This window comes from Tenacibaculum profundicola, from assembly GCF_057220795.1.
Genome location: NZ_CM170137.1, coordinates 127,501 through 144,281, shown reverse-complemented (window position 1 = coordinate 144,281; position 16,781 = coordinate 127,501). Strand labels below are relative to the sequence as shown.

At 32.0% G+C, this 16,781-nt stretch carries 13 protein-coding genes and 2 rRNA genes (1 of these 15 running past the window's edge); 7 read left to right on the top strand and 8 right to left on the bottom strand.

The features are described from left to right. Positions 1-98: 98 nt before the first annotated feature. The 7 genes from AC2TDS_RS00620 (at position 99) to AC2TDS_RS00590 (ending at position 10,472) form a co-directional block, all read left to right on the top strand. Positions 99-3,014: an endonuclease gene (locus AC2TDS_RS00620; protein ID WP_484737191.1), complete on the top strand. Its 2,916-nt coding sequence runs from the start codon at positions 99-101 to the stop codon at positions 3,012-3,014. 254 nt (positions 3,015-3,268) lie between these two features. Further along, positions 3,269-5,485 carry a RelA/SpoT family protein gene (locus AC2TDS_RS00615; RefSeq protein ID WP_484737190.1) on the top strand — a complete coding sequence of 739 codons (2,217 nt, stop codon included), beginning with the start codon at positions 3,269-3,271 and terminating at the stop codon, positions 5,483-5,485. A 73-nt stretch (positions 5,486-5,558) separates the two neighbouring features. Next, on the top strand, positions 5,559-6,008 hold the full coding sequence (locus AC2TDS_RS00610) for a Fur family transcriptional regulator (RefSeq protein WP_484737189.1): 450 nt from the start codon (positions 5,559-5,561) through the stop codon (positions 6,006-6,008). A 38-nt stretch (positions 6,009-6,046) separates the two neighbouring features. After that, positions 6,047-7,318 carry an adenylosuccinate synthase gene (locus AC2TDS_RS00605; RefSeq protein WP_484737188.1) on the top strand — a complete coding sequence of 424 codons (1,272 nt, stop codon included), beginning with the start codon at positions 6,047-6,049 and terminating at the stop codon, positions 7,316-7,318. A 581-nt stretch (positions 7,319-7,899) separates the two neighbouring features. Continuing rightward, positions 7,900-8,301, top strand: a complete 402-nt coding sequence (locus AC2TDS_RS00600; protein WP_484737187.1) for a response regulator — start codon at positions 7,900-7,902, stop codon at positions 8,299-8,301. Positions 8,302-8,350: 49 nt separating this feature from the next. Beyond that, the gene (locus AC2TDS_RS00595) at positions 8,351-8,776 is read left to right on the top strand and encodes a hypothetical protein (RefSeq protein WP_484737186.1); all 426 of its coding nucleotides are present in this window, start codon (positions 8,351-8,353) and stop codon (positions 8,774-8,776) included. Then, the gene (locus AC2TDS_RS00590; protein ID WP_484737185.1) at positions 8,766-10,472 is read left to right on the top strand and encodes an ATP-binding protein; all 1,707 of its coding nucleotides are present in this window, start codon (positions 8,766-8,768) and stop codon (positions 10,470-10,472) included. The genes AC2TDS_RS00595 and AC2TDS_RS00590 overlap by 11 nt, the downstream gene beginning before the upstream one ends. A gap of 111 nt (positions 10,473-10,583) precedes the next feature. On the opposite strand, the gene AC2TDS_RS00585 is transcribed toward AC2TDS_RS00590, so the two are convergent. The 8 genes from AC2TDS_RS00585 to AC2TDS_RS00550 form a co-directional block, all read right to left on the bottom strand. After that, positions 10,584-11,066: a glycosyltransferase gene (locus AC2TDS_RS00585; protein WP_484737184.1), complete on the bottom strand. Its 483-nt coding sequence runs from the start codon at positions 11,064-11,066 to the stop codon at positions 10,584-10,586. 720 nt (positions 11,067-11,786) lie between these two features. Then, a complete protein-coding gene (locus AC2TDS_RS00580; RefSeq protein WP_484737183.1) occupies positions 11,787-12,077 on the bottom strand; it encodes an STAS domain-containing protein in 291 nt (96 codons plus the stop codon). 377 nt (positions 12,078-12,454) lie between these two features. Then, complete coding sequence (locus AC2TDS_RS00575; protein WP_484737182.1) at positions 12,455-13,048, bottom strand: hypothetical protein; 594 nt, start codon at positions 13,046-13,048, stop codon at positions 12,455-12,457. A 124-nt stretch (positions 13,049-13,172) separates the two neighbouring features. Further along, positions 13,173-13,472 (bottom strand): transposase, encoded by a 300-nt coding sequence (locus AC2TDS_RS00570; RefSeq protein WP_484738905.1) that lies wholly within the window; start codon positions 13,470-13,472, stop codon positions 13,173-13,175. 941 nt (positions 13,473-14,413) lie between these two features. Continuing rightward, the gene (locus tag AC2TDS_RS00565; RefSeq protein ID WP_484738904.1) at positions 14,414-15,121 is read right to left on the bottom strand and encodes a LytR/AlgR family response regulator transcription factor; all 708 of its coding nucleotides are present in this window, start codon (positions 15,119-15,121) and stop codon (positions 14,414-14,416) included. A gap of 3 nt (positions 15,122-15,124) precedes the next feature. Then, a complete protein-coding gene (locus AC2TDS_RS00560) occupies positions 15,125-15,445 on the bottom strand; it encodes an Hpt domain-containing protein (RefSeq protein WP_484737181.1) in 321 nt (106 codons plus the stop codon). Positions 15,446-15,613: 168 nt separating this feature from the next. Further along, positions 15,614-15,722: ribosomal RNA gene (gene rrf / locus AC2TDS_RS00555) — 5S ribosomal RNA — on the bottom strand. Between the two features lie 98 nt (positions 15,723-15,820). Beyond that, positions 15,821-16,781, bottom strand: a 23S ribosomal RNA gene (locus AC2TDS_RS00550); it runs 1,909 nt beyond the window's last position.

The window sequence follows — 16,781 nt, the reverse complement described above, 5'->3', positions numbered from 1 at the left end:
GTAATGAAGCTGTTTTTTTATGTATGGATATAATCGCTTTCAAATTCTCTCATTAAACTACGGAAAAAACCAAATTTAAATACTATAAAACCAAACCCATGAAAAAACTATTATCCATTGTATTATTGATAATCTCGTTATCAATATTCTCCCAAATCCCTTCTTACTATAATGACGTAAACATCAATCAAACTGGAGCCATGTTAAAAGAAGCATTGGCCGTTAAAATTATAAGTACTCATACCACATATTTAACCTATACACCGGATGTATGGAATGCTTTAAAAGAAACAGATATTGATGCAAATGACCCTAGCAAGGTTGTCTTAATTTATGGCTGGGATAACACTGATACTGATATTACTAACGACAGGTCTAGAGAAAAAGACAATCACGGAAGTGGTTCAGGAGTTTGGAACAGAGAGCATGTATATTCAAAATCCCTAGCAAACCCAAATTTAGGTACTTCCGGACCAGGGGCTGACGCACATAACTTACGCCCTGCTGATGCTCAAAGAAATTCATCTAGGAGTAATCGTAAATTTGCCACTGGAAGTGGAACTGCTTCGTACATCACTGCACAAGGACACTGGTACCCAGGTGACGAATGGAAAGGTGATGTTGCTCGTATGATGATGTATATGTATCTTCGCTATGGGGATCAAACATTACCTTCAAATGTAGGTGTCGGAACTCCTGTCGTAACAGATGCAAATATGATCGAACTTTTCTTGGAATGGAATGCTGAAGACCCTGTTTCTACCCTTGAAAAACAACGTAATCCAGTATTAGAACAATTGCAAGGAAATAGAAATCCTTTTATTGATAATCCTGCTTTTGCTACACAAATATGGGGTGGTCCGCAAGCCGAAGATCTATTTGGTAACGGAGGGGATTCAGATACACAAGCCCCCACCGCTCCAACAGAATTAGTTGCTTCTAATATTTCGCAAAATTCTGTAGATATATCATGGATAGCCTCTACGGATAATATAACTGTTACAGGATATAATATCTTCAATGGTCCTACTCAAATAGGAAACACAACACTAACCAGCACCACAATTACTAACCTTACACCTGGTATTACTTATAATATTGCTGTAAAAGCATATGATAACGCAGGAAATGTATCCGTATCAAGTAATTCGGTTCAAGTAACAACATTATCAGGGAATTCAGATGGAAATGGAACTACTTCCGAGCTGTTAATTTCCGAATATATAGAAGGTAGTTCTTATAACAAAGCTATTGAAATTGCCAATTTTACAGGAAACTCTTTGGATTTATCAAATTACTCTATTAAAAAGAGCACAAATGGAGGAGGTTCTTGGTCTAGCACCCTAAATCTAAGTGGTACCCTAGCAAATGAAAGTGTATATGTTATTGCACATAGTAATGCTTCATCAGAAATATTGGATAAGGCCAATATAACCAGTAATGGCATCATGTCATTTAATGGAAATGATGCCGTAGCACTCTTCAAAGGTGCTACTTTGATTGACTTAATCGGTGATCCGAACAGTAGTAGTATATTTGCAAAAGACCAAACCTTACAGAGAAAAAGCACTATAAAATCTCCTAATTCATCTTACAGTTCTTCTGAATGGAATGTTTTGGCTACAAACACCTTTAATGGTTTAGGAGACCACTCTATAGAGGGAGACTCGTCTATAGACACTATTGCTCCAACAACTCCAACAGATTTGGTTGCTTCAAATATCGAACAAACATCAGTTCAATTAACTTGGTCAGCAGCTACGGATAATATAGAAGTTACAGGATACCATGTTTATCAAAATGATTCCAAAATAGGAACGGTTACCGCTACTAACTTTTTGGTTACAGATTTAAACACCGAAACAGCTTACAATTATTCAATTAAAGCGATAGATGCAGCCAATAATCATTCTAATTTCAGTAATAAAGTATATATTACCACATTAGCCATTCCCGACACATCAGCTCCTACTGCTCCATCAAATTTAGTTGTTTCTAATGTTACCCAAACTAGTGCTGATATAAACTGGGCTTCTTCTACTGACAACGTTGCCGTTACAGCTTATGAAGTATACAGTGGAAACACAAAAATTGCCACCGTTGTTAACACAAGTTACACTATAACTGAACTAAGCCCTAGTACAAATTATACATTTTCTATAAAAGCAAGAGACGAAGCTGACAACTTATCTGAATCGAGTAACGTTATAGGTGTAACTACCAAATCTATGCCTTCAAATTCATCAACAATAGTATCTGAATCGTATTTTGAAAATGGGTATGACAACTGGACTGATGGAGGTGGAGATTGTGCTCGGTATTCTGGTTCATTTTCGTATGAAGGAAACTACTCTATCCGTCTAAGAGATAACTCAGGAACTTCTTCTTCTATGACTTCTGAATCATATGATGTATCTTCTTATGATACTGTTGATGTTGAGTTCTACTTCTACTCTTACAGTATGGAATACGGAGAAGATTTCTGGTTACGTTATTATGATGGTAATTCTTGGCAAACAGTTGAGACCTATGTAAGTGGTATTGACTTTGAGAATACATACTTCTACACAGCCACTGTTACATTAGATAAAGCAACATATAATTTTACAGAAAACGCCAAATTCCGTTTTCAAAATGATGCATCAGGGAACGCAGACCAAATTTATATTGATCAAGTTACCATTACAGGAAAAATATCAGCTGGACTTTCAAAAGGTGAACAACACAAGAATACCATTACACTTTTACGTCAATACGATTCTGGGTTAACGTCATTTGAATCCGATTTCAAAATATATCCTAATCCGATATCAGGAGATATGTTAACTATTGAATTACATCATAACGAAACAAAAAACGTAGCATATAAAATATCAACGGTATTAGGTCAAACTATATCTAAAGGAAACTTGAGATCAAACCAAATAAACGTAGACAATTTAAAAACTGGGGTTTACTTATTAGAGCTCACAAATAGTGAAGAATCTATGGTTCAAAAATTTATCAAAAAATAATTTTTAAAAAAATACCCTATTTAAAAAAGGAGATGTTAATTCATCTCCTTTTTTTACCCTCAAATTGTAGCTATCACTAACAGTAAACAAGAAAGAAAATAACAATGCTAACTGTAGATAATCATATGCAAACACCAAATTAAAGTTATATTTGACCTAAACAAAGGGAACATTTTCAATAAATTCTTGCCCAATAAAATTCTTTATATTATTTTCCATTTTGAAACCCTATATTGAACAAAAAAAATAAGTGTATGAGTTATAATGCAACGATAGAAGAAGAGAATAAAGAAATAGCGAGAAGATATAAAGATTTACTTAAAGGCACTTACCAAACTTTATCTGTAGATGATAAAAAATCTATACGTAAAGCCTTTGAAATAGCACTTGAAGCGCACTCTGAACAACGGAGAAAAACTGGAGAGCCATACATATATCATCCAATTGCAGTTGCTAAAATTGTAGCTTATGAAATTGGCCTTGGTGCTACTTCTATAGCCGCTGCTCTGCTGCATGATGTTGTAGAAGATACTCAGTACACTCTTAATGACATGGAGCGCTTATTTGGTGAAAACATAGCTCGTATAGTAAGTGGTCTTACCAAAATTTCTAATTTAAGAAAGGAGCAAGATTATTCAATACAGGCAGAGAACTTTCGAAAAATGCTTCTTACACTTCATGATGACGTCCGCGTTATTTTAATAAAAATTGCTGATCGACTTCACAATATGCTAACCATGGATGCTATGCCTCCTCATAAACAGGTTAAAATAGCTTCTGAAACCTTATATATTTATGCTCCTTTGGCACATAGGCTAGGTTTATACAATATTAAAACCGAACTAGAAGATTTAGGGCTAAAATATACTGAACCAGATGTGTATACAGATATTTTAAACAAAATTAAAGATAGCAAGGAAGGACAACAAAAATATATAGACAGCTTTACGAATATCATTAAGTCAGCTCTAGACCAGAAGGAATTTACCTACGAAGTAAAAGGACGTTTTAAATCTATCTATTCTATTAGAAGAAAGATGCGAAAACAAAACGTAACCTTTGATGAAGTCTATGATAAATTCGCTATTCGAATCATTTATAACCCAACATCAGAAGATGAGAAGTTTGATGCCTGGAAAATATATTCCATTGTAACTGATTTTTTTAAACCAAATCCTGCCCGCTTGCGCGATTGGATATCTCAACCTAAGTCTACGGGATATGAAGCGCTTCATATCACTGTCATTGGGCCACAATCTAAATGGGTTGAAGTTCAAATTCGGTCGCAAAGAATGGATGAAATCGCCGAAAAAGGATATGCCGCTCATTTCAAGTATAAGCAAGCTAATGTTAATGAAAATGGATTAGAAGGATGGTTAAATCGCTTAAAAGAAACCCTAGAAAATCAAAGCATAAATGCCGTAGATTTTGTGGAAGATTTTAAACTTAATCTTTACGCAAAAGAAATTTATGTTTTTACGCCAAGAGGAGATTTAAAATCGCTTCCAAAAGGAGCTTCTGCTTTAGATTTTGCATTTTCTGTGCACACCGATGTAGGATTAAAATGTCGAGGGGCAAAGGTTAATGGAAAACTGGTTCCATTAAGTCATAAACTAAATAGTGGAGATCAAGTTGAAGTTCTTACTGCCGCTAACAATAAACCAAATGTTAGATGGTTAGATTTCGTCTTAACTGCCCGTGCAAGAACGAAGATAAAATCAGCTTTAAAAGCCGAAGAAAAGAAAATCGCTGAAGAAGGAAAAGCTATCTTACTGCGTAAACTTCGTCACTTGAAAATAGCCACCAATGAGAGAAACATTCATGAAATCGCAAGTTATTTTGGATTAAAAACGAGTTTTGATTTATTTTACAGAATTGGTAATGGCGCGATAGACAATACGAAACTCAAAGAATTTGTGGCACAAAGAAGTGGCCCTTTAATGAGTTTTATAAGAAGTACTTTTAATAGGCATCCTGGAAAAAATGTTACCGATAAAGAAGAAATCACCAGTAATTTTGACTCCCTAGTTTTTGGTAAGGATGAACAAGTTTTAGACTATACGCTATCTAAATGTTGTACTCCTATTGCCGGTGATAAAGTATTTGGTTTTGTTACTATAAGTGAAGGGATTAAGGTTCATAAAAATGATTGTCCCAATGCTATCTCCTTGCAGTCTAACTACGCCTACAGGATAATGCCTGCAAAATGGATAGACTCAACTCAACAAGAATTCAAGGCTTCTTTAAAACTTTCTGGTATCGATAAAAAGGGAATCGCTAATAATATTACCCGCATTATTTCAAATAATATGGATGTATATATTTATGGTATAAACATAGCCGGTGATGATGGTGTTTTTGAAGGAAGTTTAACTTTAGGTATAAAAAATAAAGAACAATTGAATAAATTAATCGATAAAATAAAAAAGGTAGATGGTGTTCAAAAGGTAGAACGTGTGAATGCTTTGTAAATATCATTTTTAATATCTTGCATTTTTATCAATAAATAACCGTAAATTTGCGTTTTATTAAAATTCTAATAGAATGAATAACTCCACAGACAATCAAGAAATTGTAAAAAAGGTGTTTACCTCGTATTTAGAGGAAAAAAAACATCGTAAAACGCCTGAACGCTATGCTATTTTACAAGAAATTTATGATGCTGATGAGCATTTTGATATTGAGTCACTATACATCAAAATGAAAAACAAAAATTATCGTGTTAGTAGAGCTACTTTATACAACACTATCGATTTGTTGCTAGACTGTGGTTTGGTAAGAAAGCATCAGTTTGATGGACAAACAATGGCTCGATATGAAAAATGTTACTTTGACAAAAATCATGATCACGTTATTTTAACAGATACTGGTGAGGTTAAAGAATTTTGTGATCCAAGAATACAGATTATTAAGAAAACGATTGAAGAAGTCTTTGATATTGATATTCACAATCATTCTTTATACTTCTATGGAACTAAGAAAAAACAAGATTAACAACAACATATATTAAACACTTAACAACTCACAACTTAATGGCAGTAGATTTATTACTCGGACTTCAATGGGGAGACGAGGGAAAAGGTAAAATTGTAGATGTACTTACAAAAGACTACGATATTATTGCACGTTTTCAAGGAGGTCCTAATGCTGGACATACCTTAATATTTGACGGAAATAAACATGTTTTACATACTATTCCTTCTGGAATATTTCATAAAACCGCTTTGAACGTAGTCGGTAACGGTGTTGTAATTGACCCTGTTATTTTTAAAAAGGAATTAGAAAATTTAGATACCCATAACATCAATTACACATCTAAATTACTTATATCTCGCAAAGCACATTTAATATTACCAACACACCGTTTGTTAGATGCTGCCTCAGAAACCTCTAAAGGAAAGGCTAAAATTGGTTCTACTCTTAAGGGAATTGGTCCTACTTATATGGATAAAACCGGAAGAAACGGTATGCGTGTAGGTGATTTGGATTTAGACAACTGGAAAGAGAAATACGATCAATTAACTGAAAAGCATTTAAAAATGTTAGCGTTTTTTGATGTAGATATTCAGTTTGATTTAAAAGAATTAGAAGCTGAGTTTATAAAAGGTATTGAAAAATTAAAAAGTCTACAATTTATTGATTCTGAGGAGTTTTTAAATACTGCTATAAAAGAAGGTAAAACTATTTTGGCAGAAGGAGCACAAGGATCTTTATTAGACATTGATTTTGGAACCTATCCTTTTGTTACCTCTTCTAATACAACAGCTGCCGGTGCTTGTACTGGCTTAGGGATTGCTCCGAATAGAATTGGAGATGTCTTTGGTATTTTTAAAGCTTATACTACAAGAGTCGGTTCAGGACCTTTTCCTACTGAATTATTTGACAGTAATGGTGAAGCCATGGCTCGTGTTGGCCATGAATTTGGCGCAACCACAGGTCGACCTCGTAGATGTGGATGGTTAGATTTAATTGCGTTGAAATATGCAGTTCAAGTAAATGGAGTTACCAAATTAATGATGATGAAAGGAGATGTACTTTCTGGCTTCGATACTTTAAATGTATGTACTTCTTATTTGTATAAAGGAGAAGAAATTTCTCATTTACCCTACAATATTGAACCCGAAAACGTAACACCTGTATACACTGAATTTAAAGGTTGGGATGCAGACTTAACTGGTATGACTTCTAATGATGAATTACCTAAAAATTTACAAGATTATATCGCCTTTATAGAAAAAGAAACCGAAGTTCCTATTCAAATAGTATCTGTAGGACCTGATAGAAAACAAACAATTATCAGATAAATTTAAAAAAGGAGTTCAATTGAACTCCTTTTTTTATGTTTACACCAATCCCATGTCAAAATATTGTTTCTACGAATTGTCTTTTGATGGCTTTAAAGTAATGCTGCTTTGATTGTAACCCATACAAAACAATCATTCAACGGCAGTAAATCTATAATGATCAATAAACAAAATTTTATTAATTCCTATTATTTTTAGGACTAGCACTGTAATACGATTTACAAATAAATATTTCGCATATCTATTATTTCTTTTGTAGCTATTTTTGCGTTATAAAACTTAACCATAGCTTGGCTATGCTAAAGTTTTATGCCTTAAACTAACTTAAAATAATTCAATACCTATATACGAAATATGTATCTGTAAATGGTATTACTATTTATACGAGTAACTTTTTATTAGTTGTTTTCGTACTGTATAAACTAAGATCAAGAGAATTTTATTAAATTTTAGGTCACAACCGTTTAACGATACATATTTACTATTCATCTATAGACTAGTTAATACTAACTCCTGATAATCCGATTATCGCGAAAAAAAAAATATATTTGTTATTACTAAAACCCTACATACCAAAAGTTATGAACTTAAAAATTTTATTAGTTGAAGATGACGAAATAGAAAAATTGAAATTTGAAAGAGCTTTAAAGAAGTTAAACTCCAATCATACCATACTGAAAGCCAGTAATGGTGAAGAGGCTTTAATCAAGTGTAAAGAGGAGTTACCTAATTTAATTCTTCTCGATCTTAATATGCCAAAAATGAATGGCTTGGAGTTTTTAACTATTTTAAAATCAGACGAAAATTTAAAATTTATCCCAACAGTAGTGTTTTCAACATCCAACAATCATCAAGATATGATAAATGCCTATAAAATAGGAATCGCTGGATACGTAGTTAAACCATTACATTACCATGATTATGTTACTCAGATTGAAAAAATAATTATGTATTGGTCTATAAATGAGATAGTCACTTTGTAGTTTTTTTCTTATATTCATCTCTAGTAAAAAAAGTTAATGTAAACTAAAGATGAAAGTGATACTATTTACCACGTTTTTCAAAATAGTTAACCCAGTAGTAAGAATTGAAATTGCTAAACCTGTTCTTTTTTGTCAAAACCCCAATATTGAAATACTTTCTCCTCTCTCTGTTTATGAACCCTGCTTCTTTACTCTTTTAAACGAAAGTTATTCCCATACCTTAAAGGTCAGTAACATTAAATTTAACTTTTTATCAACTGCACAAGTATATACTTGTGCCCCAATTCGCAAAATCATCCCTAAGCCAGGGGTTTCTTATACAAGAATGCAACAAACAAGTCATAACAAAAAGATTGTTGGATACCTATCCGAAATATTGGCGTATCTTACCTATACTAGTACTTATAATACAACTATAGAAAAACTAATAACTGCTATCATAGAAAAAACACCGTTTTATAAATATGTCAGATGAAAAAATAACATTACTGAAGCAAGCTCTGGAAAGAGAACGTCAAGCCAGAAAAAAAACCGAAGAAATTCTGGAAAAAAAATCATTGGAACTATCTGAAACCAATAAAAAAATTGAAGCTTTACTTGACGATCAAACTACTCAGTTAAAATTAATAGTAGATAGTTCACCTCTAGGTATCGTGTTATCACAAAAAGGCAGGCTTGTTAAAATAAACAAATCTTTAACGGACTTATTAGGATATTCTCATGAAGAACTAATGAGCATGGATATCAACAAAACCCTAACCCACCCAGATGATATTGCCAAATCCACAAAACAAATTGAGCTTTTAGAGAGTAATCAAATAGACATCTTTGCATTAAAAAAAAGATATCAGAGAAAAGACGGCACCTATGTATGGTGTAATACCAATGTTAGTGCTGTTCGAAATACAAAAGGAGAAGTTAAATATCAAGTGGCACTTATAGAAAATATCACAGAGATTGATAAAAAAACTAAAATGCTTAATGCATTAAACAAACTTTCAGTTTCTATCTTAGGTAAAAGAGATTTATTTGAAATTGCCTGGGAAATAGCAAGAAATACAGCCAATCATCTAAAACTAGAAGATTGCGTTGTGTATGCTCTAAATAATGAAACCCAAATACTCACTCAAATTGCCGCCTATATAAATAAAACAAAAGATGGATATACTGTAACAAATCCACAAAGTGTTGCTATTGGTAAGGGTATCGTCGGCATTGCAGCAAAAACAGGAAAGCATCAATTAATTAACGATACTTCTATTAATGATGACTATCAGGTAGATGATTGTTTTCGTTTATCTGAATTGGCTATGCCAATTATTGCCAATGGTAAAGTTATTGGTATTATTGATTCTGAAAATAGTAAAAAAAACTATTTTAATGATGAACATATAGAAGTTTTCAAAAATATTGCCAACCTTGCCTCTGCCCAATTTAATAGTGCCATCAGTTTAGCGAAAGAAAAAAAAGCAGAAAAGGAAAAAGACAATTTATTAATTAAACTGGAAAGAAATAATGAAGAATTGAAAAGTTTTGCCCATGTTGTATCACATGATTTAAAATCACCGCTTAGAAGCATGGCTGCTTTAGTTTCATGGATTAAAGAAGATAATGAAAACACGTTTGATAATGAAACTATGACTAATTGTGACTTACTACTCAAAAAAATCGATAAAATGGATGCGCTCATCAATGGAATTTTAAAATACTCGAGTATCGATAAAATTGATAAAACAAGTCATCAGGTTGACCTTGATAAAGTAGTTAGAGAAATCATTGAAACTATTTTTATTCCAAATCATATCAAAATAGAACTAAAAAGAAAACTACCCGCTGTTAACGGTGATAAATATCGTTTCCAACAGTTATTTCAAAATTTAATCAGTAATTCAATTAAATATAATGATAAAAACAAAGGTTATATCATTATTGATGTTAAGGAGTTTCCAAGAAAATATGTTTTTTCTATTGAAGATAACGGTGTTGGTATTGATAAAAAATATCACCATAAAATTTTTAAAGTTTTTGAAACACTCGGAAAACAGAGTCAAAATTCAACAGGAATTGGCCTTTCTATTGTGAAAAAAATCATAAATCTCTATAATGGCAAAATCTGGGTTGAAAGTGAACTTCATAAAGGAAGTACTTTTTTCTTTGCACTGAAGAAATAACCTTGTAATCAAGTTTTTTTTTCAAAGTACCAAATACTGCTCTAACAAAGATTACCTTTTTATTATAATTATAGATTTTTCTGATATGATATCAAACTACAATCGTTGATATTAATGAACACCTCTAATAGGAAGTTTTAATACTACTTGAGGCCAAAGCATTACTATTATTGATAATAATCTTCTAAATAAATTTCTTCTAACGTTCTGATTTCCATTTTTACTTGAACCAAAAACCATTAACAGTTTTCTGTTTTGTTTTAAATTCTTTAATAAGTCATCAAAATCATCAAAGTCTGTTGACAGATCCGCATCCAAATACCCTACGTATTCAATTGAAGGAATACTATAATAGTAACGCGCACCAACTCGTATTGCAGTAGATTTTCCTTTGTGCTTTCTCATATTAATTACGGTGATTCTTTCCTTGAACTCCTCCTTGAAATCAATTAAAATACCTAATGTTCCATCGGTACTTCCATTATTCACAAAACACAAATGAAAATTATCAAAATCTCCTAAGCACTTTCTAAATGTCATAATATTCAACCTATTCTCCTCATTATAACATGGAATGATTATCCCTACCTTCATATTTATAGTTTTAATATATTTAAAAATAACCTACCTCATAGTTGTTCTATCCCAAAAATCGTTAACATAGTTTTTAGCATAGTTGAAATGTTAATATCCTTAGATTAGTTTTCATACCCAAGTTAATTTTATAATGAATCTAGATGTTATAAAAAACTGAATATATAGATATTTAACTCGAGATTATACAATAGAAAATCTGTTACAAGATGAAACCACTGTAAAATTAACCTCTTCGTTATACTTTTAAATTTATCCATAGTTGCGCTATGCTAACATTGAAAAGTACTTGCTCTTATGGCACTTACCTATGACGAAGTTCTATAGCATAATTCGGGGGGCAATTAAAAAATGAGACAGGGATATTGCTCTATTTTATTGTGTTAAGTAAGTTTAAAACCTCTTTTACCATTACGCACATGCTCTTTCTTCAAGTATATAGTAAAGTAACTAGAGGTGCTATTTTGGTGTGCTATTATATGCTCTTAAATACTTTTTAATCATCTATATTATAGCCTTTTAGACTATATTTTATAGATGAAAATTATAAACATACATCATTAAATTCATATAAAACTATGATAAAAATCATATGGCTTTTATCTCTATATAACTTCTACAGATACCTACATAACTAACTACTGATCAATTCCATAACCTATATAACACCCCTCATCCTAAATGATATTATATCTTTGGTATTCAATTATCTATTTATTGTTATTTTTTTATTATTCCATTTAACTTTGGATCATTTAATATCCATGAAATTTTTTCATTAACCTTAGAGAAAATATTAAATTTTTGATTCTTATTAATTGCTTTTTTATATAATTCTTTAAAGACTTCTAATCCGTACTGATCAATTTCCACAAGTTTTTTCAAGTTTACCGTTATTTGAGAATCATACTTTAAGAGTAATTCAAAATATTTCAATAGACTTCTTGAATTTTCAAGAACTAGACTTCCTTCTATTTCATATTTTCCTTTTAAATAATTTATTTTTAGCATGGTGAAAAGTTTAGAGTTAGACCTATATCAAAACTCCATAAATAATTGCTATTTTTCTATTTGTTTCGACAAAATGCAATATAATATCGCTTAATGAACTATAAGTACCACTCAAGCGGAAGAACAACAGGGCAGTTTTGTAATCATTTTAGTACAATTAACACAAATGATTCTATTAATCAGGCTAACATTCAAATCTAAAAATGAATGAAAATCAAAGAATTATTTCAGCAATAGGATGCAAAACTCCAGCTAAAAGAGAACTAGAAATTGAAATCATTAACTTTAAAAATGTGGCTAAGACAAATGACATCAAATTTACTAGGTAGTCCAGTTTTTAATTTGAGGTTATTTAGACTGTATTAAAAATAATAAATTTAGTTATTGCATATATTAGTACTAAGTTTTGCTTGGTTAAGCATAGTCCAAGATTTGTGCTTGAAATCTCTTGGAGAAAATCTAAATAAAGGTATATATGTTTTAGTTTTTTCACAATAATAACTTTCTATTGTAACACGTAGTGTTATCATTTTTTTAGTTGTAAATGCATCATAAGTTTCTACTGTTCCTGTAAAAGTTGTAATTCCATTTTTTTGTTTTTCTTCTTTAAAAAACGCTTTAGTTTTGGGGATAATTAATAATGAATCTTCATTAACAACTTTCATTAATCCGTCAAAATAGAGTTTAAGATTGCCTTCAAAGAATTTTGTTGTAGGTTTAGCCTTTAAATTTATATCCCAAACAAAAGCAAGAGTCCAAAAACCAGGACTATCTATTTCCTCCCAACCTTTTGCAAATCTGATATCTTCATAGCCTTTATAATTAATCTCTGGAGCAAACCAAAAAGGTACTTGAATAATTTCTTTGCCCCAAGTACTATCAACTTGTATTAAGTTTACTTTTTCATTTTTTTGTCCAAAAGTAGAAATTGAGCAATTTAGTAAGATTGATATTATAATTATTTTTTTCATCTATTCTTTTTTAGTAAAATTGAATAAAGAAGTGTTAAAAAAATGCAAATTTTCAGTCAATCTATTTCTCGAATGTTTACTTTTTTTGCATTACACACAACGTGAGTCTGTGTAATAACTCCTATTAGTTTGGTGAAAATAAAAAAGAATTATTATTTCTATTGTTAAAAAGATAAAAATTGAACTGATTTTCTGAAAATGAGTTTTTTAGAGGTAAAAAAGTCTTTATTTCGTCGAAATAAAGACAAAAATGGGCTTTTAATTTGACCATTATCGTTTTAAAGTCATAAATAGACATAAGTCTCCTAAGATTGTAAGTGATACATACCAAATAAACCTCACCCATTACTTTTTCTTTCCCTCTTGTTAACACGTAATCAAAGTGCCATTGCCGTTTTAAGGTGCCAAATTGATGCTCTATAATTTGTTGCTTGTGCGGTAATAACTTGGATTTACATTTACTCTTTCATTATTCTCTGTTATGTATTGTTGGTATTCTGTTCTTTCAATAGTTCTTCCTAATTTATTGGTAGTACACTCAGCTTTTAAAACACAACCTTTACAGGCTTTGGTTTTATAGTGTTTTACTTGATATGATTTTCTCCCATTTTTAAGTTTTTTATGGTAATTTCAAATAAAAAGCGCCATTATACCCTTAAAGTAATAGCAAAAATTCAGCGTACTATGGTATCATCTATAGACCAATATTTATCACAAATAACGTCAATTTTAGTTGTCTTTTAAAATGATTATACGATTTACAGATACATATTTCGTATATAGGTATTGAATTATTTTAAGTTAGTTTAAGGCATAAAACTTTAGCATAGCCAAGCTATGGTTAAGTTTTATAACGCAAAAATAGCTACAAAAGAAATAATAGATATGCGAAATATTTATTTGTAAATCGTATTAGTCCCTTATAAAGTAGCATGGTAGAAACATATATACCAAAATAATTTGTATACTAGTCTATTAACAAAACAAAGAAGCAATTTTAATTATTTTAAGGCATTTAAAATAAATTATAGCGGTTCATCTAACTACATCCGAAAACACTCTTAAAACCTTTCTTTATTGTTAAAAACGCATAAGTTTTAAACAATTTTCAAAGACCATTATGATTTCACCGGAATAATAAGCAACCCAGTAGATGAACTCATTTAAGCCATGTTTTTTTTAAAATACCATCATGATTAAGTTTGATAAAAAACACTCTAAGCCACCGCTACCCTTAACTAAAACAACGTCTTTAAACATATTAAGCTAATTAATGAAAGTTCATTGTAATCACTATTCCTGTGATCACAACACATTTATACTTAACAGTATAATCATCTGGAAGACAACTGTTAAATCCATCTTTTAATTCAACAAATTAAGTCGTTTCATAAGTTCAGGTCTATTCGATCTACTTACAGGAATAACCTCTTTTTTTATAAGAACGCTATTATCTTCAATATCGATAATTTGTTTAAGGTTAATAATATAAGATCTATGTATCTTTAAAAAGAGATCTTCAGGAAGTTTCTCTTCAACTTTCTTCATCGTTGTATGTACGATATGGTTCTTTGCCTCTGTCTTAATATTAATATAGTCTCCTTTAGCCTCGATTAAATAAATATCTGAAATTAAAATTTTAACCAATCTTCTATCGATATTTACATACAATTCATTATTACTTTCTTCTTGTTTGCTTTCCTGATTAATAGTTCCGTTACTGCTATTTATATCTGTTTTTGTAACTGCTTTGATAAATCTAGGAAATTTAATAGGTTTAACCAAGTAATCTACAATACACTTATATTCGAATGCATTTAAAGCTAAGTTCTCATCAGAAGTTATTAAAATGATCTTAGGAGGGATATTTAAGCTATCAATAAAATCAAAACCATTTAACTCTGGCATATGAATATCCAAAAACACTAAATCTATCTTATTCTTATTAATAAAATCGATAGCATCTAAGGCATTATTGAATGTTTGCAAAACAGAAACATAGTCTAATTTAGAGCAATATTGTTCGATGATCGCTCTAGCTAGTTCATCGTCATCAATAATTATTGAATTTATCATTTATTTTTTTTTAAGGAATTTCTCAATTATTTCTAAAATAATAACAAAATCATCGAACAACGTAGGAGAATGATCAAACAACTGCTTCTCAAATTGAACAGCTAAAACATATCCTTCGTCTAAGTTCAAAAGACTTATCTTATGCTTTAATTTATGAACAATTTCAGCACTCTCTCTATACTTTTTCTTTCGATATGAATTTAAAAACGCCTCTTTCTCTATCGGGAATTCTTTTTTTATAATTCCTAACATTAAACTTTTAAATTCATCATCATTATTTGATATTTCATCAAATTTAGATAGATCAGGGACTTTATTCATTATTATTATTATATAAACATAAATATAGCTTAAAAAACATAATATTCAAACAGAAACTCAATATTCTATTTAAAGATGTTAAATATTATTTATAATAAATCAAATGGTAATTGGTTTTAAAGCACAAAAAAAACCCTCATTACCTTTGTATGTAATGAGGGTTTAAAAGAAAGGCAACGACCTACTCTCCCACCAGTGGCAGTACCATCGGCGCAAATGGGCTTAACTTCTCTGTTCGGAATGGTAAGAGGTGAGCCCCATTGCTATAATCACCTTAAATTGTTGCAGTATATTTCAACTGTATAAGTTAACATATTGATAAAATCATATCGTTTGTAATCAAAGAGTTGTCTCCCGACCCGAAGGTCGGGATACGTACATAAGCCTATGGGTTATTAGTACTACTTGGCTACATACATTACTGCACTTACACCTATAGCCTATCAACGTGGTGATCTTCCACGACCCTTTAAAGAAATCTCATCTTGTGGTGGGTTTCGCGCTTATATGCTTTCAGCGCTTATCCCTTCCCGACGTAGCTACTCTGCAGTGCCCCTGGCGAGACAACAGATACACTAGAGGTCAGTCCAACTCGGTCCTCTCGTACTAAAGTCAGATCCACTCAAATTTCTAACGCCCACAGCAGATAGAGACCGAACTGTCTCACGACGTTCTGAACCCAGCTCGCGTGCCACTTTAATGGGCGAACAGCCCAACCCTTGGGACCTTCTCCAGCCCCAGGATGTGACGAGCCGACATCGAGGTGCCAAACCCCCCCGTCGATGTGAGCTCTTGGGGGAGATCAGCCTGTTATCCCCGGAGTACCTTTTATCCTTTGAGCGATGGCCCTTCCATGCGGAACCACCGGATCACTATGCTCTACTTTCGTACCTGATCGACCTGTATGTCTCTCAGTCAAGCTCCCTTATGCCATTGCACTCTACGCACGGTTACCAAGCGTGCTGAGGGAACCTTTAGAAGCCTCCGTTACTCTTTTGGAGGCGACCACCCCAGTCAAACTACCCACCACGCACTGTTCTCATCGCTGAGTTAGGCTCTAGATAAGCAAAGGGTGGTATTTCAAGGACGACTCCACAACGCCTAGCGACGCCACTTCATTGTCTCCCACCTATCCTACACATTACTTATCCAAAGTCAATACGAAGCTATAGTAAAGGTTCACGGGGTCTTTTCGTCCCGCTGCGGGTAATCGGCATCTTCACCGATACTACAATTTCACCGAGCTCATGGCTGAGACAGTATCCAGATCGTTGCACCATTCGTGCAGGTCGGAACTTACCCGACAAGGAATTTCGCTACCTTAGGACCGTTATAG